General features: G+C 74.4%; 15 protein-coding genes. 9 read left to right on the top strand and 6 right to left on the bottom strand.

Annotated elements, in window-relative coordinates; genetic code table 11:
- Positions 1 to 30 precede the first annotated feature (30 nt).
- The 4 genes from dapA to KC207_RS14360 all read left to right on the top strand — a co-directional run bounded on the left by dapA (position 31) and on the right by KC207_RS14360 (position 6,595).
- Positions 31 to 927 carry a 4-hydroxy-tetrahydrodipicolinate synthase gene (gene dapA / locus KC207_RS14375; RefSeq protein WP_211604008.1) on the top strand — a complete coding sequence of 299 codons (897 nt, stop codon included), beginning with the start codon at positions 31 to 33 and terminating at the stop codon, positions 925 to 927.
- The gene (locus tag KC207_RS14370; RefSeq protein ID WP_211604007.1) at positions 924 to 2,609 is read left to right on the top strand and encodes a ribonuclease J; all 1,686 of its coding nucleotides are present in this window, start codon (positions 924 to 926) and stop codon (positions 2,607 to 2,609) included. The genes dapA and KC207_RS14370 overlap by 4 nt, the downstream gene beginning before the upstream one ends.
- Before the next feature lie 468 nt (positions 2,610 to 3,077).
- Positions 3,078 to 5,813: an FtsK/SpoIIIE family DNA translocase gene (locus KC207_RS14365; protein ID WP_211604006.1), complete on the top strand. Its 2,736-nt coding sequence runs from the start codon at positions 3,078 to 3,080 to the stop codon at positions 5,811 to 5,813.
- Between the two features lie 77 nt (positions 5,814 to 5,890).
- Positions 5,891 to 6,595, top strand: a complete 705-nt coding sequence (locus tag KC207_RS14360) for an ion channel (protein WP_211604005.1) — start codon at positions 5,891 to 5,893, stop codon at positions 6,593 to 6,595.
- Between the two features lie 54 nt (positions 6,596 to 6,649).
- Here KC207_RS14360 and KC207_RS14355 read toward each other — a convergent pair whose 3' ends face one another.
- On the bottom strand, positions 6,650 to 7,843 hold the full coding sequence (locus KC207_RS14355; protein WP_211604004.1) for a dipeptidase: 1,194 nt from the start codon (positions 7,841 to 7,843) through the stop codon (positions 6,650 to 6,652).
- 59 nt (positions 7,844 to 7,902) lie between these two features.
- Here KC207_RS14355 and rimO point away from each other — a divergent pair, with 59 nt between their 5' ends.
- Genes rimO through KC207_RS14335 form a run of 4 tightly spaced genes read left to right on the top strand, consistent with a single transcriptional unit; the run spans position 7,903 to position 10,784 of the window.
- On the top strand, positions 7,903 to 9,321 hold the full coding sequence (gene rimO / locus KC207_RS14350) for a 30S ribosomal protein S12 methylthiotransferase RimO (protein WP_211604003.1): 1,419 nt from the start codon (positions 7,903 to 7,905) through the stop codon (positions 9,319 to 9,321).
- Positions 9,318 to 9,950: a CDP-diacylglycerol--glycerol-3-phosphate 3-phosphatidyltransferase gene (pgsA, locus tag KC207_RS14345; protein WP_211604002.1), complete on the top strand. Its 633-nt coding sequence runs from the start codon at positions 9,318 to 9,320 to the stop codon at positions 9,948 to 9,950. The genes rimO and pgsA overlap by 4 nt, the downstream gene beginning before the upstream one ends.
- Positions 9,947 to 10,438, top strand: coding sequence for a CinA family protein (locus tag KC207_RS14340; RefSeq protein WP_249138760.1), 492 nt, complete (start codon positions 9,947 to 9,949; stop codon positions 10,436 to 10,438). The genes pgsA and KC207_RS14340 overlap by 4 nt, the downstream gene beginning before the upstream one ends.
- Positions 10,439 to 10,481: 43 nt before the next feature.
- Positions 10,482 to 10,784 carry a helix-turn-helix domain-containing protein gene (locus KC207_RS14335; protein WP_211604001.1) on the top strand — a complete coding sequence of 101 codons (303 nt, stop codon included), beginning with the start codon at positions 10,482 to 10,484 and terminating at the stop codon, positions 10,782 to 10,784.
- Between the two features lie 85 nt (positions 10,785 to 10,869).
- Here the strand turns inward: KC207_RS14335 and KC207_RS14330 are convergent, their stop codons facing one another.
- From KC207_RS14330 to KC207_RS14320, 3 genes are read right to left on the bottom strand one after another with little or no spacing between them, the layout of a single operon-like run.
- Positions 10,870 to 11,742: an Fpg/Nei family DNA glycosylase gene (locus KC207_RS14330; protein WP_211604000.1), complete on the bottom strand. Its 873-nt coding sequence runs from the start codon at positions 11,740 to 11,742 to the stop codon at positions 10,870 to 10,872.
- A gap of 3 nt (positions 11,743 to 11,745) precedes the next feature.
- Positions 11,746 to 16,461, bottom strand: coding sequence for an ATP-dependent helicase (locus tag KC207_RS14325; protein ID WP_211603999.1), 4,716 nt, complete (start codon positions 16,459 to 16,461; stop codon positions 11,746 to 11,748).
- Between the two features lie 46 nt (positions 16,462 to 16,507).
- Positions 16,508 to 17,563, bottom strand: coding sequence for an agmatine deiminase family protein (locus KC207_RS14320; RefSeq protein ID WP_367616052.1), 1,056 nt, complete (start codon positions 17,561 to 17,563; stop codon positions 16,508 to 16,510).
- 109 nt (positions 17,564 to 17,672) lie between these two features.
- Between KC207_RS14320 and KC207_RS14315 the strand changes: the two genes are divergently transcribed.
- On the top strand, positions 17,673 to 17,897 hold the full coding sequence (locus KC207_RS14315) for a DUF3046 domain-containing protein (protein WP_211603998.1): 225 nt from the start codon (positions 17,673 to 17,675) through the stop codon (positions 17,895 to 17,897).
- Positions 17,898 to 17,955: 58 nt separating this feature from the next.
- On the opposite strand, the gene KC207_RS14310 is transcribed toward KC207_RS14315, so the two are convergent.
- Both KC207_RS14310 and KC207_RS14305 read right to left on the bottom strand, forming a co-directional pair.
- Positions 17,956 to 18,984 carry an NBR1-Ig-like domain-containing protein gene (locus KC207_RS14310; protein WP_211603997.1) on the bottom strand — a complete coding sequence of 343 codons (1,029 nt, stop codon included), beginning with the start codon at positions 18,982 to 18,984 and terminating at the stop codon, positions 17,956 to 17,958.
- Positions 18,985 to 19,156: 172 nt separating this feature from the next.
- Positions 19,157 to 19,847, bottom strand: a 691-nt coding sequence (locus tag KC207_RS14305) for a SpoIID/LytB domain-containing protein (protein ID WP_211603996.1), incomplete at its 5' end; no start/stop codon positions are given.

The raw sequence follows: 19,847 nt of genomic DNA, 5'->3' as shown, positions 1-19,847 counted from the left end.
CCGCACGCGGGGAGCACTAGGCTGGAGCCCATGACGACCAACCCGTTCGGCCGCGTCCTCACGGCGATGGTCACCCCGATGGGCCCCGACGGGGCGGTCGACGGCGCGGGTCTCGACGCGGTCGTCGAGCACCTCCTCTCGACCGGGCACGACGGCCTCCTCGTCAACGGCACGACCGGCGAGGCCTCGACGCTCAGCGACGAGGAGAGCATCGGCGCCGTGGCCCGCGTCGTGGCGCAGGTCGCCGGGCGGGCCTCCGTGCTCGCGGGCGTGGGCTCGAACGACACCGCCCACGCGGTCGCGATGGCGCGCCGTGCGGCCGAGGTCGGGGCCGACTCCCTGCTCCTGGTCTCGCCGTACTACAACAAGCCGACCCAGGCGGGTCTCGTCGCGCACTGCCACGCCGTCGCCGACGCCACCGACCTGCCGGTCATGCTCTACGACATCCCCGGCCGCACGGCCACCCCGTTCGGCGTCGACACCCTCGTCGCGCTCGCCGAGCACCCGCGGATCGTCGCGGTCAAGGACGCCAAGGGCGACCTCGCCGCCTCGACCGCCGTCATGGCGCGCACCGACCTGCTGTGGTTCAGCGGCGAGGACGCGCTCAACCTGCCCCTGCTCGCGATCGGCGCCGTCGGTGTCGTGTCCGTCGTCGGACACGTCGCGGGCGCCCAGTACCGGGCGATGGTCGAGGCCGTCGACCGGGGCGACCTCGACGAGGCGCGCCGGCTGCACCGCGGCCTCGTCCCCGTCGTCGACGCCCTCATGACGACCTCGCAGGGCGCGATCATGGCCAAGGCGGCCCTCGTCGAGCTCGGTGTCATCGAGCACGCCAGCGTCCGCCTCCCCCTCGTCGAGTCGCCCCCGGAGCACCTCGAGCTGCTCCGGGCAGCCCTCGCCACCCTCCCGACCCCGAAGGACGCATGAGCCACCCCCACCCCGACCTCGACCTCCCGAAGCCGCTCGCGAAGGGCGGTGTCCGGGTCACCCCCCTCGGCGGCCTCGGGGAGGTCGGCCGCAACATGACCGTCGTCGAGCACGACGGCCAGCTGCTCGTCATCGACTGCGGCGTCCTCTTCCCCGACGACCACCACCCGGGGATCGACCTCATCCTCCCGGACTTCTCGAGCATCGAGGACCGCCTCGACGACGTCCAGGCGATCGTCCTCACCCACGGGCACGAGGACCACATCGGCGCCGTCCCCTACCTGCTGCGCCTCAAGCCGGACATCCCGGTCGTCGGGTCGCAGCTGACCCTGGCGCTCATCGAGGCCAAGCTCAAGGAGCACCGGATCACGCCCTACACCCTCGGGGTGAAGGAGGGCGGCCGGGAGCGGCTCGGCGTCTTCGACTGCGAGTTCGTCGCCGTCAACCACTCCATCCCCGACGCGCTCGCCGTCTGCGTGCGCACGCCGGGCGGCACGCTGCTGCACACCGGGGACTTCAAGATGGACCAGCTGCCGCTCGACGGTCGGCTCACCGACCTGCGCGCGTTCGCCCAGCTCGGCGAGGAGGGGGTCGACCTCTTCCTCACCGACTCCACGAACGCCGAGGTCCCCGGCTTCACGACCCCGGAGCGGGAGATCGGCCCGGCGATCGACAAGGTGTTCCGGGACGCACAGCGGCGGATCATCGTCGCGTGCTTCTCCTCCCACGTGCATCGCGTCCAGCAGGTGCTCGACGCCGCCGCGACGTCCGGCCGCAAGGTCGCGATGATCGGGCGCTCGATGGTGCGGAACATGGGGATCGCCGCCGACCTCGGCTACCTCCACGTGCCGGACGACGTCCTCGTCGACATCAAGCAGCTGAACGACCTGCCCGACCACAAGGTCGTCCTCGTCTGCACCGGCTCCCAGGGCGAGCCGATGGCCGCCCTGTCCCGGATGGCCAACCGGGACCACCGGATCGAGGTGGGGGAGGGCGACACCGTCCTGCTCGCCTCCTCGCTCATCCCGGGCAACGAGAACGCCGTGTACCGGGTCATCAACGGGCTCATGCGCCTCGGCGCGACCGTCGTCCACAAGGGCAACGCCCGGGTGCACGTCTCGGGCCACGCCAGCGCCGGCGAGCTGCTCTACGTCTACAACATCGTCAAGCCGCGCAACGTCATGCCGGTGCACGGCGAGTGGCGTCACCTCGTGGCGAACGCCGAGCTCGCGAAGCGGACCGGCGTCCACCCCCGCGGGGTCGTCCTCGCCGAGGACGGGGTCGCCGTCGACCTCGTCGACGGCAAGGTCCGCATCGCCGGGGCCGTCGAGTGCGGGTACGTGTACGTCGACGGCTCGTCGGTGGGGGAGGCGGACGAGACCCTCCTGAAGGACCGCCGCATCCTGCGCGACGAGGGCTTCGTCAACGTCGTCGTCGTCGTCGACACCTCGAGCGGCAGGATCGTCGCCGGTCCGGAGATCACCGCCCGCGGCTTCGTCGAGGACGACGTGGTCTTCGACGAGATCAAGCCGCGGATCGAGAAGGCCCTCACCGACGCGACCGCCCAGGGCGTCACCGACCCCTACCAGCTCCAGCAGGTCATCCGGCGCACGATCGGGACCTGGGTCGGGCGCAAGATCAAGCGGCGTCCGATGATCATCCCGACGGTCATCGAGGCCTGAGCGAGCGCTCGCCGCACGCCCCGTCGGCCTCGCTCGTCACCTGCCGTCACACCCGTACCCACGCGTCACATCACGGCCTCGGCCGTTCGGTCGACATGTCGTCGCCGGGCGTGGAATCGCCGGCGAGAAAGGTAAAGGGTTCGTAAAGTAGTCGTCAGTTCGAGGTCAAGGTCTGGCAGGGCCGCAGACCTCGGAGAGCCACCAGGCGACCACCTCGGGCCCGCGTTCTCGCGGCCCGCCCGGCGCCTCCGGCCGGTGCGCAGGGCACCGGTCGGAGGTCCAGGGCGGGTCGGGCCCGTCCGGTCGCCGGCAGGCCACCGGCCGCTCCGCGGCCCGGACCGACGCGGTGGGCCGCTCGATGACAGGGGTCGGGCGGGCCACCGCGTCGGCACGTCGGCGCAGCCCTCGACCTCCCCGGATGCGCGTGTGACGCGTGAGTCCCGTGGGATTCCTGCGTAGTCTGCGGCCATGGCGACACGTACGTCCTCCGCGTCCCGGACCCGGGGCTCCTCCACCCGGCCGAAGAGCCGGACCTCGACGGCGCGCCCGCGCCGCTCGTCGGGCGGGGCCCGGTCCGGGGGGCTGCCGCTGCCGCTGCGGGCCGCCCGGACGACGTGGATGGGGATGGCGCACGCGACCGGGGCCGTCGCCCGCAAGGTCGGGGACACCGGCCGCGACCTCGACACCGAGCACCGTCGCGACGGGCTCGGTCTGCTCCTCATCGCCCTCGCCGTCGTCGTCGCGGCCCGCGAGTGGTGGGGCATGCCCGGCGCCGTCGGGGTCGTCACCCACGCCGTCGTCGCGGGCACCTTCGGCGTCGTCGCCTACGCCGTCCCGCTCGTCCTCCTCGTCTTCGGCGTCCGGGTCCTGCGCGCGCCGAAGGACGACGCAGCCACCTCGCGCGCCGCCGTCGGCACCACCGCGCTCACGTTCTCCGTGTGCGGGCTCGTCCACGTCCGGGCCGGTGTCCCGCTGCCCCCGGACGGGGCCGACGGGATGCGCTCCGCCGGCGGCATCATCGGTTTCCTCGCCTCGAGCCCGCTCGAGGCCGCCGTCTCGGTCTACGGCGCCGCCGTGCTCCTCGTCCTCCTCGGCCTGTTCGCCGTGCTCGTCCTCACCGCCACCCCGGTGCGCGAGGTCCCGACCGCTCTGCGCGACCTCGCCGACCGGCTGACCGGCCACCCCGCCGAGGAGGCCGAGGAGGCCGCCGAGGCGCCGCGCCGCGCGCCGCGTCGCTCCCGCGCTGCCGCGCGGCCCGAGGAGCCGATGGACGGCGACCAGCCGTTCGAGCAGGCGGTCGCCGTCGATCCCCGGACGGGCAAGAAGCTGCGCCCGGGCCAGAAGCGGCCCGACGCCGATGCACCCACCGGGACGCGGGCGCCCGCCGCGCCGACGTCCCCTGCCGTCGCCGCGCCCGCCGAGAGGTCGGCGGAGAAGCCGGCCCTCGAGGCACCGCCGACGACCCAGCTGCCGGCCCGGGTCGAGCAGCTCTCGCTCGCCGGGGACATCACGTACACGCTCCCGGAGTCCCAGCTGCTCAAGCCGGGGACCCCGCACAAGACCCGCAGCGCCGCGAACGACCACGTCGTCGACGCGCTGACCCAGGTCCTCGACCAGTTCGGCATCGACGCCCAGGTCACCGGCTTCACCCGCGGCCCGACGGTCACCCGCTACGAGGTCGAGCTCGGCCCGGGGGTCAAGGTCGAGCGGGTCACCGCGCTGAGCAAGAACATCGCCTACGCGGTCGCGTCCGCCGACGTCCGCATCCTCAGCCCGATCCCGGGCAAGTCGGCGATCGGCATCGAGATCCCGAACACCGACCGCGAGAACGTCAGCCTCGGCGACGTGCTGCGCAGCCAGGTCGCGCGGGGGACCGAGCACCCGATGGTCATGGGGGTCGGCAAGGACGTCGAGGGCGGCTACGTCGTCGCCAACCTCGCGAAGATGCCGCACATGCTCGTCGCGGGCGCGACCGGCGCCGGCAAGTCGAGCTTCGTGAACTCGATGATCACTTCGATCCTCATGCGCTCCACGCCCGACGAGGTCCGGATGGTCCTCGTCGACCCCAAGCGCGTCGAGCTCACCGCGTACGAGGGCATCCCGCACCTGATCACCCCGATCATCACGAACCCGAAGAAGGCCGCCGAGGCCCTCCAGTGGGTCGTGCGCGAGATGGACACCCGCTACGACGACCTCGCGATGTACGGCTTCAAGCACATCGACGACTTCAACAAGGCGGTGCGCGCGGGGAAGGTCAAGCCCCCCGCCGGGTCCGAGCGCGTCGTCGCCCCCTACCCGTACCTCCTCGTCATCGTCGACGAGCTCGCCGACCTCATGATGGTCGCGCCCCGCGACGTCGAGGAGTCGATCGTCCGGATCACCCAGCTGGCGCGCGCCGCCGGCATCCACCTCGTCCTCGCGACGCAGCGCCCCTCGGTCGACGTCGTCACCGGGCTCATCAAGGCCAACGTTCCCTCCCGGATGGCGTTCGCGACCTCGTCCCTCGCGGACAGCCGGGTCGTCCTCGACCAGCCCGGCGCCGAGAAGCTCATCGGCCAGGGCGACGCGCTCTTCCTCCCGATGGGCGCGAGCAAGCCGATGCGCGTCCAGGGCGCCTGGGTCGCCGAGTCGGAGATCCAGGCGGTCGTCGGGCACGTCACCGGCCAGCTGACCCCGACCTACGTCGAGGACGTCGTCCCCGTGGCACCGAAGAAGCAGGTCGACGACGACATCGGCGACGACCTCGACCTGCTGCTCCAGGCGACCGAGCTCGTCGTGACGACGCAGTTCGGCTCGACCTCGATGCTCCAGCGCAAGCTGCGCGTCGGGTTCGCCAAGGCCGGCCGGCTCATGGACCTCCTCGAGTCGCGCGGCGTCGTCGGGCCGTCCGAGGGGTCCAAGGCCCGCGACGTGCTCGTCAAGCCGGACGACCTGCCGACCACGCTCGCGCTGCTGCGCGGCGAGGACGTGCCGGAGGAGACCCCGTTCGACCAGGCCGACGACGGCACACCGATGGACGGCGACGCCCACGCCCGCGCGGGCGAGAGCAGCAGCACCGACGAGGCCCCGGCGCTCGTCGGCGACACGACGGAGGTCCCCGTCCGGCAGTACGGCCAGGACGCCGTCGCCGCCGACCTCGACCGCTACCCGCAGGTCGAGGACGACGGGTCCGGCGAGGACGCCTGGGAGCTCACCGGCCGCTGACGCGTGCCGCGACCACGTGGCACCGACGCGGCCGGTCTCCCCGAGCCCTCGGGGCCGGCCCGGCTACCGTGTCCCGCATGACGATGATGTGGGAGGACCTGCGCGAGCCGCCCTCGACCTGGGGCCGGTGGAAGGCGACGCTGCGCAAGCAGCCGTCGGCGTTCCTGCTCCTCGTGCAGGTGCTCGTCATCCTGCTCCTGCCGTTCCTCGCGCCGACGTTCTACGGGCGGGCGGTCATCTCGCTCATGAGCCTGTTCGCCGTGACGATCGCGGTCTTCACCGTCCGCAGCACCCCGGCCCTGACCTGGCTCGGCGCGACGCTCGGCCTGCCGGCCGTCGCGTTCGAGATCTGGAGCCTCTTCGACACGGGCAACAGCACGATCCTCGTCATGGCGCACCTGTTCCTCGCCGTCTTCTACATCTACACGGCGTACGCGCTCATCTCGTACATGTTCGAGGACTACTGGGTCACCAAGGACGAGCTCTTCGCCGTCGGCGCCTGCTTCACCGTGCTCGTCTTCGCCTTCGCCTACCTCTTCCTCGCGATCCAGGAGATCTGGCCGCGCTCGTTCACCTCGTTCGACGGTCCCGGCCAGCGCAGCTTCCTCGAGCTGCTGTACTTCTCCGGCGCCAACCTCACGAGCGTCGGTCTCTCCGACGTCGGGCCGATCCGCCCGCAGGCCCGGGCGCTCGTCACCGTCGAGCAGCTCGGCGGCGTGCTCTACGTCGCGATGGTCATCTCGCGGCTCGTGGCGCTCACGGTCATCCGCGCCCGTCAGTGACCCCGGGCCGGCCGGTGACCGCCGTCCGCCGGTGGGCCCGGCGGGGCGGTCCGCTCAGCCGGCCGCCCCGTCGAGGTCCTCGATCGTGGCCAGGCTCGGGCCCCGCGTGGCGGCGACGTCCGCCGCGCGCTCCTCGACGTCGCCGAGCAGCCGCAGGACGTTCCCGCTCGTGAGCATGCCGAGCTCGGCGTCGCTCCAGCCGCGGTCGGCGAGGGCGGCGAGCAGCCGTGGGTAGCCCGAGACGTCCTCGAGGCCGACCGGCAGCACGTCGCACCCGTCGTAGTCCCCGCCGAGCCCCATGTGCTCCACCCCGGCGACCTCGCGGACGTGCTCGCAGTGACGGACGACGTCCTCGACGGTCGCCTCGGGCATCGGGTGCTCCTCGCGCCAGCGGGTCGTGAATGCGGAGTACGCGAGGTGGTCCGCGGAGGACACGCCCTCGGCCGCCGCGGCGTCGGTCGCCTCGAGGTCCCACTCCCGGACGGCGGGGGAGACGAACTTCGGGACGAACGTCACCATGCAGACGCCGCGGTTGCCGGCGACCCGGGCCAGCACGTCGTCCGGGACGTTGCGCGGGTGGTCGCACACGGCCCGCGCGGAGGAGTGCGAGAAGAGGACCGGGGCCTCGGTGACGTCGAGCGCGGCGCGCATCGTGTCGGCCGAGACGTGCGAGAGGTCCACGACCATCCCGAGCCGGTTCATCTCCCGGACGACCTCACGGCCGAAGGGGGAGAGCCCGCCGAGCACCGGCTCGTCCGTCGCGGAGTCGGCCCACGGCGTGTTGTCGTTGTGCGTCAGCGTCAGGTACCGGACCCCGAGCGCGAAGAGCATGCGCAGGGCCCCGAGCGAGGAGTCGATGCTGTGCCCGCCCTCGGCCCCGATCAGGGAGGCGATCCGGCCCCGGGCCATCGCGTCCTCGACCTGTGCGCGGGTCGTCGCGAGCGCGAGGTCGCCCGCGTACCGCCGCACCATCGTGTGGACGGCGTCGACCTGCTCGAGGGTGGCGGTGACGGCCTGGTCGCCCTGGAGCGTCGAGGGGACGTAGACCGACCAGAACTGGCCGCCGACGCCGCCCGCGCGCAGCCGCGGCAGGTCGGTGTGGGTCGGCCGACCGGCGAGCCCGACGTCGAGGCGGTCCCAGTCGTAGCGGACGAGCTCGCGCGCCGCCCACGGCAGGTCGTTGTGGCCGTCGAGCACCGGGTGGCGCTCGAGCAGCGCGCGGACGCGTGCTCCCGTCGTGCCGCTCATGGCGGCGACCCTACCCGGGGGTGGCGGTGGCCTCGACGGATGCGCCTTAGAGTGGGGGGATGACGTCTCCGGCAGCCCGCGGCAGTGTCGCGGTCGTGACCCTCGGGTGCACGCGCAACGAGGTCGACTCCGAGGAGCTCGCCGGTCGCCTGGCTGCCGACGGGTGGACCCTCGTCGACGACGCGGCCGCGGCCGACGTGGCGCTCGTCAACACCTGCGGGTTCGTCGAGCAGGCCAAGAAGGACTCCATCGACACCCTCCTCGAGGCCGCGGACCTCAAGGAGACGGGGCGGACGCAGAAGGTCGTCGCCGTCGGCTGCCTCGCCGAGCGCTACGGCCAGACGCTCGCCGACGAGCTGCCCGACGCCGACGCCGTCCTCGGCTTCGACTCCTACGCCGACATGTCGAGCCACCTGCGCTCCATCCTCGACGGGGCCCGGCCGGCCTCGCACGTCCCCTCGGACCGCCGGCGCATGCTGCCGCTCACCCCGGTCGAGCGGCCCGCGGCGTCCGAGGGCCTCTCCCTCCCCGGGCACGACGCGACCGTCGTCCGCAGCCGGCTCGGGGACCGCCCGTGGGCGCCGCTGAAGATCGCGAGCGGCTGCGACCGGCGGTGCTCGTTCTGCGCGATCCCGATGTTCCGCGGGTCCTTCGTCTCCCGCCGCCCGTCCGACGTGCTGAACGAGGCCCGGTGGCTCGCCGACCAGGGCGTGCGCGAGCTCTTCCTCGTCAGCGAGAACTCCACGTCCTACGGCAAGGACCTGGGGGACCTCACCCTCCTCGAGACGATGCTCCCGGAGCTCACCGGGATCGAGGGCATCGAGCGGGTCCGGGTGTCCTACCTCCAGCCCGCCGAGGTGCGGCCCGGCCTCCTCGAGACGATGGCCGCCACGCCGGGCGTCTCGCCCTGGTACGACCTGTCCTTCCAGCACGCCTCGACCCCGCTGCTGCGCCGGATGCGCCGGTTCGGCGGGACCGAGCCCTTCCTCGGTCTGCTCGAGGGCGTGCGCTCGCGGCAGCCCCTCGCCGGGGCGCGCAGCAACGTCATCGTCGGCTTCCCCGGGGAGACCGAGGCCGACGTCGAGGAGCTCGAGCACTTCCTCACCGAGGCCCGGCTCGACGTCGTCGGGGTCTTCGGCTACTCCGACGAGGACGGGACCGAGGGCGAGCGGCTGGACGGCCACCTGCCCGAGCACGTCGTCGCCGAGCGCGTCGAGCGGCTCACCGCTCTCGTCGAGGAGCTCACCGCCCAGCGCGCGCAGGAGCGGCTGGACGAGGAGGTCACCGTGCTCGTGGAGTCCCACGACGAGGACGACCCGGGCGCCGTCGTCGGTCGGGCCGACCACCAGGGGCCGGACGTCGACGGGGTCTGCCACGTGCGGCTGGGCGACGGCGTCCCGCTGCCCGCCCCGGGGTCGTTCGTCGTCGGACGGGTCGTGGGGACCGAGGGGGTCGACCTGCTCGTGGAGCCGCGATGACCCAGGGCACCCCCGAGCCGAGCCCCTGGAACGTCGCGAACCTCCTCACGGGGGCGCGGATCGTCCTCGTTCCCGTCTTCGGCTGGCTGCTCCTCGGCGGCGGGGAGTCCTCCGCGCTGCGCTGGGCCGCCTTCGGGGTCTTCGCCCTCGCGATGGCCACCGACCGGGTCGACGGCGACATCGCGCGACGCCGGGGCCTCGTCACCGACCTGGGCAAGGTCCTCGACCCGATCGCGGACAAGGCGCTCGTGACGATGGCCCTCGTCGGGCTCTCGCTCCTCGGCGAGCTGCCGTGGTGGGTGACGGCGATCGTCCTCGTCCGCGAGTGGGGCATCACCCTCATGCGGTTCTGGGTCATCCGGCACGGCGTCATGGCCGCGGGCCGCGGGGGCAAGCTGAAGACCGTGCTCCAGACCGTCGGCATCGGGCTGTTCCTCATGCCCCGGGACGCGATGTTCTGGACCCCACTGTGGGACGTCCTCGCGTGGGGATTCCTCGGGGCGGCGGTCGTGCTCACCGTGCTCACCGGTCTGGACTACCTGCTCAAGGCCGTACGCCTGCGTCGCACGAGCGACCGCGCGGCGCAGAAGCGGTCGGACCGAGAGGCCCGGGACGGATCGGGCGCGTGACCCCCGCGGACGTCGTGGGCCGGTTGCGGGAGGCCGGGCTCACCGTTGCCACCGCGGAGTCGCTCACCGGCGGTCTCGTCGCGGCGGCGCTGACCGACGTCCCCGGTGCGTCCGTGGTCGTCCGCGGCGGTGTCGTCGCGTACGCCACGGACCTCAAGGCCTCCGTGCTCGGCGTCGACAGGGGGCTCCTCGCGCGCCGGGGGGCGGTCGACCCCGATGTCGCCGGGCAGATGGCCGCGGGGGTGCGGCGCGCCCTCGGGGCCGATGTCGGCGTCGCGACGACCGGCGTCGCCGGACCGGACCCGGCGGACGGGCGCCCCGTGGGCACGGTCTTCGTGGCCGTCGTCCACGACGGGGGAACAGCGGCCCGCGAGCACGCGTTCACCGGGTCGAGGACGGACATCCGGGCCGCGAGCGTCGCGGCCGCCCTCGACCTCCTCGCCGCGACAGTGCCGAACGTACGAGACGGCGACGGACCCAGGAGGTAACGTGGGACCCGTTCTGACCGACGACGCACCGGGAGGAGGCGCCATGATCCTGTTCCGCCACGAGCTCGGGGAGGCGCTGCGCGACGTCCGCCAGGACCAGGGGCGCACCCTGCGTGACGTCGCCGCCTCCGCGTCGGTCTCCCTCGGCTACCTCAGCGAGATCGAACGCGGCACCAAGGAGGCGTCCTCCGAGTTGCTGGGCGCCGTGTGCGACGGTCTCGGAGTGCCGCTCTCCGAGCTGCTCGGTCTCGTCCAGCGGCGCGTCGCCCGGGTCGAGTCGATGACCGCACCGGTCACGCTCCCGGTGCCGGCCGGCCCCGACGAGGTCTCCGCCTCCGCCGCCTGACCGGCTCCCGACACACGGCCCACCCCGGTGGTGCGTCCCCCGGACCGCCCGTCGCGGCTTCGAGGTGTCCCGGTGCGCCCCGCGGTCACGGTCGTCTGCGGTACGTTCCCGAGGCTCCCGGCGTGCTGCCGAGGGGTCGTTGCGGCCGTCCGTCGTCGGTCGGCGCGAGCCCGCCCTGGCACGTCGGACAGGAGAAGATCGTCCGCTCCCGCGGAGCCCGTCCCGCCATCGCGACGCGCACGGTGTCGCCGCACCGCCGGCAGGGCCTGCCGGACCGGGCGTGGACGTAGGCCTCCTGGCCGGAGCGCTGGATGCCGGTCGTCATCTGCCAGCCGGTCCGCACGGCGGCCTCCATGAGCCGTCGCAGCCGGGCGAGCAGGGCGTCGACGCGGCTCTCGTCGACCTGACCGGCCGGGGTCCACGGGTGCAGGCGGTCGAGGAAGAGGATCTCGCTGGCCCAGAAGGTCCCCACCCCGGCGAGCACCCGCTGGTCGAGCAGCGCCTCGACGACCGTGCGGTCGTGGGCGACCAGCGCGTCCCGGGCCCGGTCGGGGTCCCAGTCCGGGCCGAGCAGGTCGGGCCCGAGGTGTCCGACGAGGTCCCGCTCGTGCGTCGTCGGGACGAGGTCGAGCATGCCCAGCCGTAGCCCGAGGGCGGACCACTCGTCGGTGAGGACGGCCGCCCGCAGGTCCTGGCGGCGCAGCGTCCGGTCGGTGCGCGGTCCTGGGTGCTCGACCCGCCACTGGCCTTCCATCCGCAGGTGGGTGTGCAGGGTCGAGCCCGTGTCGAAGCGGTGGAGGACGTGCTTGCCCCGGGCGAGGACCTCGAGCGTCGTCGCGCCGCGCAGGTCGACGTCGGGCGCCGACGGCCAGCGCAGGTCGGCCCTCGTCACCGGCCGTCCGGCGAGCGCCCGGTGCAGCCGGTCGGCCGTCCGGTGGACGGTGTCACCCTCCGGCACGGGTCACCGCCGCATCCGCAGGCCCCGCGGGGTCAGGTGGAAGCCGGCCTCCTCGAGGGCCTCGAGCACGGGGTGGTCGCTGCCGAGCAACCGGCCCCCGTCGGCCTTCTCGACGGTGATCCGGCCGAGGTGGCCGCGCCGGACCTCGTCCGCGAGCGCCGCGGCCGCGGGTCGCAGGACCTCCGGGTCGTCGGACCACGTGAGCAGGGTCTTCCCGCCCCGCTCGACGTAGAGCGCGAGCACGCCGCCCACGAGGACGACGACCGCGCCCGCCTTCCGGCCCGGCTGGTGACGACGACGGCGGCCATCACCCTCGGTGTCGTCGTCGGTCGACGGCTCGGCGGCGCGCTCGGGCCACGGCAGGGCGCCGCCGTAGGGGTTGGCCGGGTCGGACGCGGCGAGCACGAGCGCTCCGTCCGGGCCGTCCGGGCGTCCCGACGCGCGGTCGGAGGACCCGGCGCGGAGGCGGTCGACGGCGCCGGAGGTCCCGAACTGGGACGCGCCGAGGCCTTCGACGAAGTAGCCGCGCCGCACCCGGCCGCTCTCCTCGGCGGTGCCGAGCACCCGGTACACCGCCGCGAAGCCGCCGGGGACCTCCTCGGCGACGACCGACCCGCGGGTGACGATGCCGTAGCGATCGAGCAGCAGCTCGGCGGTGGCGACGGTCCGGACGGTGGCGTCCTCCTCGACCGGGGGCAGGAGGGACCAGCGACCCGTGACGCGGGCCGGCCCGCTGCGGGAGGGCATCGCCGGTCGCGACGGTGCCGAGCCGAGCGCGCCGAGTGGCCCGCGGCGCGCCCCGTAGCGGGTGCGGCGGGGACCGCTCGCCGCGCGCTTGTGGGTCGTGCGCCCTCCGGCGAGGAGGGCCCGGACCGGGGCGAAGGTGTCACCGGTGACCCGACCGGCCCAGACGAGGTCCCACAGGGTGGTCGTGAGCGCCTCGTCGTCGGTGCTGCCGACCCGGTCCGAGAGGGACCGGAAGAAGTGCGCCCCGCCGCCGGCGAGGGCGTCGAGCACGGCGACCGCCTGCTCCGGCGGCACCTCCTCGAGGTCCGGCCCGGGCAGGGTGAGGTGCGCCGAGTCGGCCAGGTGCAAAGAGACCCAGCCGTCGTCGCCCGGGAGGGACCCGTGCCCGCACCACAGCACCTCCCCGCTCGCCATGAGCTCGTCGAGCATCGAGGGGGTGTAGTCGGCGACCCGCGCCGGCAGGACGAGCGACTCGAGGGCGCTCGCGGGCAGGACGACACCGCACAGCTGCTCGACCGCGCGCACGACACCGTCGCGGCCGCGCAGCCGGCCGCCGACGCCCTGCCACCCCGTCGTGAACCGGGCGAGCTCGACGGGGGTGACCGGCTCGACCTCGGCCCGCAGGGCGGCGAGCGAGCGGCGACGCAGCATCCGCAGGACCTCGGCGTCGCAGAACTCGGTGGAGCCGCCGCCGGTGGGCAGCAGCTCGCCCTCGACGATGCGGCCCGAGGAGGTGAGCCGGGCGAGCGCCGTCGCCGCGACGGCGACCCCGATGCCGTAGGCGCGGGCGACCTCGGCGGTGTGGAAGGGGGCGTGCGTGCGGGCGTAGCGTGCGACGAGGTCGCCGAGCGGGTCCTCGGACGGCTCGAGGAAGGCCTGCGGTACCCCGGGCGGGAGGGAGACCCCGAGGGCGTCCCGCAGCCGCGCGGCGTCCTCGACGGCGGACCAGCGGTCCTCGCCGGCGACGCGCACGCCGATGGCCTGACGGGAGGACTCGAGGCCGGCGAGCCAGGACTCGACGTCGGCCCCGCTCGTGCCCTCGCGGCACCGGGCGAGGACGGACTCGACCGACAACGGGCCGAGCACGCGCAGCAGGTCGAGCACGTCGTCGGCGTCCCGGGCCGCGCGCTCGGGGGTGAGCCGCTGGAGCTCGGCCTCGGTCCTCGCGACCTGTTCGGCGTCGAGGAGGTCGCGCAGGGCGAGCCCCTCGCCGCCGCCGAGCAGCTCGGCCATGAGCGAGGGGTCGAGGGCGAGTGCGGCGGCGCGCCGCTCGGCGAGCGGGCTGTCGCCCTCGTAGAGGAACTGGGCGACGTACCCGAAGAGCAGCGACTTGGCGAAGGGGGAAGGCGTGGAGGACTCGACGTCGACGACCGTGACCCGTCGGTTCTCCACGTCGCGCATGAGGTCGGTGAGCCCCGGCACGTCGAAGACGTCCTGGACGCACTCGCGGACGGTCTCGAGGACGATGGGGAAGCTGGGGTACCGGCTCGCCACCTCGAGCAGCTGCGAGGCCCGCTGGCGCTGCTGCCAGAGCGGCTGACGTCGGTCCGGCCGGCGGCGGGGGAGCAGGAGGGCCCGGGCGGCGCACTCGCGGAAGCGGCTCGCGAACAGGGCCGACCCGCCGATCTCGTCGGTCACGAGCCGGCGGACGTCGTCCGGCTCGATGACCACGAGATCGAGGAGCTCTCTGCCGACCCCACGGCGGTCGACGCCCTCGACGTCGTCCCACTCCAGGTCCGGCAGGCGCAGCACGGTGCCGTCGTCGCCGTGCATGGCCTGGACGTCGACCCCGAAGCGCTCGCGCATCCGGGCGCTCACCGCGAGGGCCCACGGGGCGTGCACCTGGGCCCCGAAGGGGGAGTGGACGGCGATCCGCCAGTCGCCGAGCTCGTCGCGGAACCGCTCGACGACGACGGTCCGGTCGTCGGGGACGTGGCCCGTCGCCTCGCGCTGCTCGCGCAGGTACGTGAGGAGGTTGTCGGCGGCCCACGCGTCGAGCCCGGCGTCCATGACCCGCGCACGGGCGGCGTCGGGAGAGAGCGCCTCGACCTCGCGGACGAAGGCCCCGACGGCGCGGCCGAGCTCCGCGGGACGTCCGAGGGAGTCACCCTTCCAGAACGGCAGGCGGCCGGGCTGGCCGGGCGCCGGGGTGACGAGGACGCGGTCGTGGGTGATGTCCTCGATCCGCCAGGTGCTCGTGCCGAGGGTGAAGACGTCGCCGACCCGGGACTCGTAGACCATCTCCTCGTCGAGCTCGCCGACCCGCCGGCCCGGGCCCTCGCCGGTCGCGAGGAAGACGGCGTACAGCCCGCGGTCGGGGATGGTCCCGCCGGAGGTGACGGCGAGCCGCTGCGCCCCACGACGGCCGCTCAGGGTGTCGGCGAGCCGGTCCCACGTGATCCGGGCGCGCAGCTCGGCGAAGTCCTCGCTCGGGTAGCGGCCGGCGAGCATGTCGAGGACCGACTCGAGGACGGAGCGGCTCAGGGTGGCGTACGGTGCGCTGCGGCGGGCGAGCGCGAGGACGTCGTCGACGGTCCACTCGTCGAGGGCGCACATCGCGACGACCTGCTGGGCGAGGACGTCGAGCGGGTTCGTCGGGACGTGGAGGGCCTCGATCTCGCCCGCGAGCATCCGTTCGACGACGACGGCGGTCTGGACGAGGTCGCCGCGGAACTTCGGGAAGAGGACCCCGCGCGAGACCGCACCCACCTGGTGCCCGGCGCGGCCGACCCGCTGCAGCCCCGACGCCACGGACGGTGGGGACTCGACCTGGACGACGAGGTCGACGGCACCCATGTCGATGCCGAGCTCGAGGCTGCTCGTCGCGACGACGGCCGGCAGCCGGCCCGACTTCAGCTCCTCCTCGATCTGGGCGCGGTGTTCCTTGCTCACCGACCCGTGGTGGGCCCGGGCGATGACCGCGGGTGCGCCGGAGGACCCTCCGGACTGGCCCATCACCTCCGCCGGCGGGCGGGAGAGCCTCGCGGGTCGGGGTTCGGCCCCGTCGGCGCCGACGGTGTCCTGGCCCTCGGCGGTCTCGACCCGCTCCTCCCAGATCTCGTTGAGCCGGGTCGTGAGCCGCTCGGCGAGCCGACGGCTGTTGGAGAACACGAGCGTCGAGGTGTGGTCGGCGACGAGGTCGACGATGCGCTCCTCGACGTGGGGCCAGATGGAGGCCCGCGGCTCCTGCCCGGACGCCGCACCCGCGAGGTCGCCGGTCGGCTGGCCGAGCTCGGACATGTCCGGGACGGGGACGACGACCTGCAGGTCCCACTCCTTCGTCGAGGGTGGCTGCACGACGTCGACGGGGCGGCCCCCGGCGAGGTAGCGGGCGACCTCCTCGACGGGGCGGACGGTCGCCGAGAGCCCGATGCGCTGCGCCGGGCGCCCGAGCAGGCCGTCGAGCCGCTCGAGCGACAGCGCGAGGTGCGCCCCCCGCTTCGTGCCGGCAAGGGCGTGGACCTCGTCGAGGATGACCGTCTCGACCCCGGCGAGCGCCTCCCGCGCCGCGGACGTCAGGAGGAGGAAGAGCGACTCGGGCGTCGTGATGAGGACGTCCGACGGGGTCCGCGCGAACGCACGTCGGTCCTCGGCGGGGGTGTCGCCCGAGCGCACCGCGACGGTGATGTCGGGCGGGGTGAGCCCGAGCCGGTCGGCGGCGTGCCCGATACCGACGAGCGGGCTGCGCAGGTTGCGCTCGACGTCGACGGCGAGGGCCTTCATCGGGCTGACGTAGAGGACGCGGCACCGGCGGAGGCGTTCCTCGGGGACCGGCTCCGACGCGAGCCGGTCGAGCGCCCAGAGGAAGGCCGAGAGGGTCTTGCCGGAGCCGGTGGGGGCGACGACGAGCGCGTGGTGACCGCTGGAGACCGCCTCCCAGGCCCCCGCCTGCGCCGCCGTGGGCGCGGAGAAGCTGCCGCGGAACCAGGCGGCGGTGGCGGGGGAGAACCGGTCGAGGACGTCGTCGCTCATGTCGCCGTCAGCCTCTCACCCGGCACCGACACCCCGGGGCTCCCGGTCACCCCGAGCGTTCCTCCGGCTCCTGCTGGGTCACCGAGTGCAGGCCGCCGCCCCGGTCGAAGACCGCGCGGGCGTCGACGCCGACCACCCGACGTCCGTCGTACAGCCGGCGCAGGAGCACGTGGGCCTCCCGGTCCCGGGCGTCGTCGAAGGCGGGTGCGACGACGCCGCCGTTGACGACCGCGTGGCTCACGTAGGACCACGACACCCAGTCGGTGCCGTCCTCGAGGGTCGACGGCGCGGGGACGCGGACCACCTCGAGCGGGACGCCGCGGACGTCCCGGGCGCCGGAGAGCAGCCCCTCGAGCTCGAGCGAGACCGCGTGGTCGGGGTGGGCCGGGTCGGGCTGCCAGTGGAGGAGGACGGTGCCGGGGGCGGCGAAGGCCGCGACGAGGTCCACGTGTCCCCGGGTGCCGTGCGCCCCGTGGTCGGCGGTGAGGCCGCGGGGGAGCCAGACGCACGTCGTCGCCCCGACCGTGCGCGCCAGCTCGTCCTCGACGTCGGCACGCACGAGTCCCGGGTTGCGGGCCGGGTCGAGGAGGACGGACTCGGTGAGCAGGACGGTGCCCGCCCCGTCGACGTGCAGGGCCCCGCCCTCGGCGACGAGCGGGGAGGGCACACGCTCCGCTCCCGCCCGGTCGGCGACCGCGCTCGCCAGGTGACGGTCGTGCTCCCACACCGCCCAGTCCTGCCCGCCCCAGCCCTGGAAGACCCAGTCGACGGCGCCGAGCCGACCGTCGCGGCCCAGGACGAAGGTCGGTCCGGTGTCACGCATCCACGCGTCGTCCAGGGCGGCGCTCACGACGTCGACGCCGAACGCGGTGGGACCGCCCCGCATCGACCGGCGGGCGTCCGCGACGTCGGCGGGGTCGGCGACGAGGGTGACCGGCTCGAAGAGGGCGACCGCCCGCACGACGGTGGCCCATGCCGTCCTGGCCTCGGCGAGGTCCTCGGCGGCGACGCCGTCCGCGTGGCCCCCGGTGGGCCAGGCGATCCACGTGCGACGGTGGCGGGACCACTCGGCGGGCATCCGCCACAGCTCTCCGGTGCTCACACCGCCCCCCGGCGGCGTCGCGCGGGCCGGCCCCCGGCCCTGTCCAGGTGCATCACGCCAGTATGCCGGGGGTGTCCGACTCCGCCGCCGGGGTTCGTAGGATCCTGACGTGCGACATTCCACCTTCTGGGAGCTCATGGGCGACGAGTTCGGCACGGCCTACGCGCCCTCGCTGGCCCGCTCGCAGGTGCTCTCCGCCCTCGGTGACCGCACCGCGAGCGAGGCCCTCGACGCGGGAGAGGACCCGCGCGAGGTGTGGCTCGCCCTCTGCGACGCCATGGACGTCCCGGACTCGCGGCGATGGGGACGGGACCGGGCGCCGCGCCGGGACTGACCCACGCCGGGACCGGCCCCCGCGAGGGCCGGTCCGTGCGGGGACCGCGCGCGTCCGCTCAGGCCGCGTCGCCCTCGATGACGAGCTGGAAGGTCACCGGCCGGGCGCCCGGGAAGGCGACCTCCCCCGCGGCGTCGGTCAGCTTGAAGCGGACCATGCAGAAGTCGTCGCCCGCGGGGACGGTGACCGTGGTCGACACGTCGACCGTCGCGCCGGGGCGGGTGGCGGCGACCGGTACGGCCGAGATGGTCTGGCACGTCCCGGCGCCCCCGGGGTCGAGCCGGGTGAGGTGGTAGCCCACCCACGGCCTCGTGCCGGCGTTGCGCAGCCGCCACGTCTTCTCGACCCGGGATCCGGCGTCGACGACGGAGCAGTCGGGGAGGGTCGCGTCCCCCACGAAGACCGCGAGGTCGCCCTCGTGCCGGGGTGGGGCGTCCGGGGCCGCGGGCTGCTGGACGGGACAGTCCGCACGGCCGTGCTCCTGGGGCAGGAGGGGGACGGCGTCGGTCGCGCTGGCCCGCTCGCCGGAGTCCGCGCCACGCCACACCGTCGCGCCGACGGCCACGAGGAGCACCGCGACGGCCGCCGCGCTCGTCGCCGCCCACCGCCGTGCCGAGGCGCGGGGCCGACGCGGCGCCGTCGCGGGGTCGTGCCCGGGGTCCCGGGCGTCGGGCGTGGTCGGGGCCTCCGGGTCGGTGGGGAGGACGGGGTCGCCGGGATCCGAGGCCCCACCACCCGCGTCCGGGGGCGTGGATCCGGGAGCCGCCGGGTGGGCGGGCCGCTCGTCCGCGGGCCGCGGACGCGGGGGCCGGTGGTCCGGCTGGTCGAGGGTCGCGCGGGCGCGGGCCCACAGGGGCTCGACGGGCCCCGGGTCGGCGCCGAGGGCCCGCACGAACTCGACCGTCGTCTCCCACGTCGGGAGCCGGTGGCCGGCGACCGCCTCGTGGAGGGTCGTGTGCGAGATGGCGCCGGACCGTGCGGCCATCGCCCGGAAGGACGGGGTGCCCGCGGCGGTCCGCATCGCACAGAGGTGCTGCGCGAGCCCGTCGATCGCCTCCTGGCGACGTCGTCGGCCGGCCGCGTCCATGTCCTCGGCTCCTTCCACGGTGCCGCGACGGCCGTGCGCCGCCGGGTCCGGCCCGGGTCGAGCCGGTACCGACGAGCCTAGGCCGGACCGGGTCGGAGCGACATCCGGGAGGACGGGGAGGACTCCCCGTCACCGGGGTGGTGACGGGGAGTCCTCCGGGGCCGTGCGCGGGTCAGCCGAACGAGATCCCGCTGTAGTAGTCGCGCAGGATGCGGCGGTGGCCGAGCCCGGCGTTCGCCTTGTCGCGGGAGCCGTACTGCGACATCCAGTTCCCGTCCGTCCAGGCGCTGCAGGCCGTCCGGGTGGCGCAGTAGTGCGCGCGGAGCACCCTGCCGTCCCGGGTCATCCGGGTGCCCCACGTGGCGTCGACGGCGGCGTTGGTCGAGGTGGTCGCCGTCCCGGGCCGGTAGACCTGGTCGCCGGTGTCGTCGCGCACGTCGTAGCACTGACCCCACGGGGTGTCCCGCGTGGAGTTCAGGGCCCAGTACCAGGCGTAGCTCTTCACGGCCACCGCCCCGGCCCGCAGGGACTCCTGCGGCCAGCTCGTGATCCACTCGTTGGGGAGGACGTTCTTGACGTAGGACTTGAAGGGCACACGGTCGACGCGGCCGGCGCCGACCCGGTAGACGAGGATCGTGCTCGGCAGGGTCGTGTTCGTCCCGTCGGTCTTGCAGCCGAGGTCCCCGCCGCCCACCCCGATCTTGTGGGAGGCGTTGTTGTTCTTCATCGTGGCGTCGAGGTTCTTCTTGGCGCCGGCGGCGAAGTCCTGGTAGGCGCGGCTGCCGTCGTAGCCGGTGTTGTAGTAGACGCGGACCTTCTTGCCGGTGCGGTTCCACACGGAGGCGGCGTCGTTCTTGATGCAC

Origin of the sequence: Phycicoccus avicenniae, from assembly GCF_018139485.1 — a bacterium.
GTDB lineage: Bacteria > Actinomycetota > Actinomycetes > Actinomycetales > Dermatophilaceae > Phycicoccus > Phycicoccus avicenniae.
This window is presented reverse-complemented; position numbering and strand designations above follow the sequence as displayed.

Coding starts and splice junctions, on each gene's coding strand:
- dapA (WP_211604008.1), top strand. CDS start 31: ATGACGACCAACCCGTTCGGCCGCGTCCTCACGGCGATGGTCACCCCG.
- KC207_RS14370 (WP_211604007.1), top strand. CDS start 924: ATGAGCCACCCCCACCCCGACCTCGACCTCCCGAAGCCGCTCGCGAAG.
- KC207_RS14365 (WP_211604006.1), top strand. CDS start 3,078: ATGGCGACACGTACGTCCTCCGCGTCCCGGACCCGGGGCTCCTCCACC.
- KC207_RS14360 (WP_211604005.1), top strand. CDS start 5,891: ATGACGATGATGTGGGAGGACCTGCGCGAGCCGCCCTCGACCTGGGGC.
- KC207_RS14355 (WP_211604004.1), bottom strand. CDS start 7,843: ATGAGCGGCACGACGGGAGCACGCGTCCGCGCGCTGCTCGAGCGCCAC.
- rimO (WP_211604003.1), top strand. CDS start 7,903: ATGACGTCTCCGGCAGCCCGCGGCAGTGTCGCGGTCGTGACCCTCGGG.
- pgsA (WP_211604002.1), top strand. CDS start 9,318: ATGACCCAGGGCACCCCCGAGCCGAGCCCCTGGAACGTCGCGAACCTC.
- KC207_RS14335 (WP_211604001.1), top strand. CDS start 10,482: ATGATCCTGTTCCGCCACGAGCTCGGGGAGGCGCTGCGCGACGTCCGC.
- KC207_RS14325 (WP_211603999.1), bottom strand. CDS start 16,461: ATGAGCGACGACGTCCTCGACCGGTTCTCCCCCGCCACCGCCGCCTGG.
- KC207_RS14310 (WP_211603997.1), bottom strand. CDS start 18,984: ATGGACGCGGCCGGCCGACGACGTCGCCAGGAGGCGATCGACGGGCTC.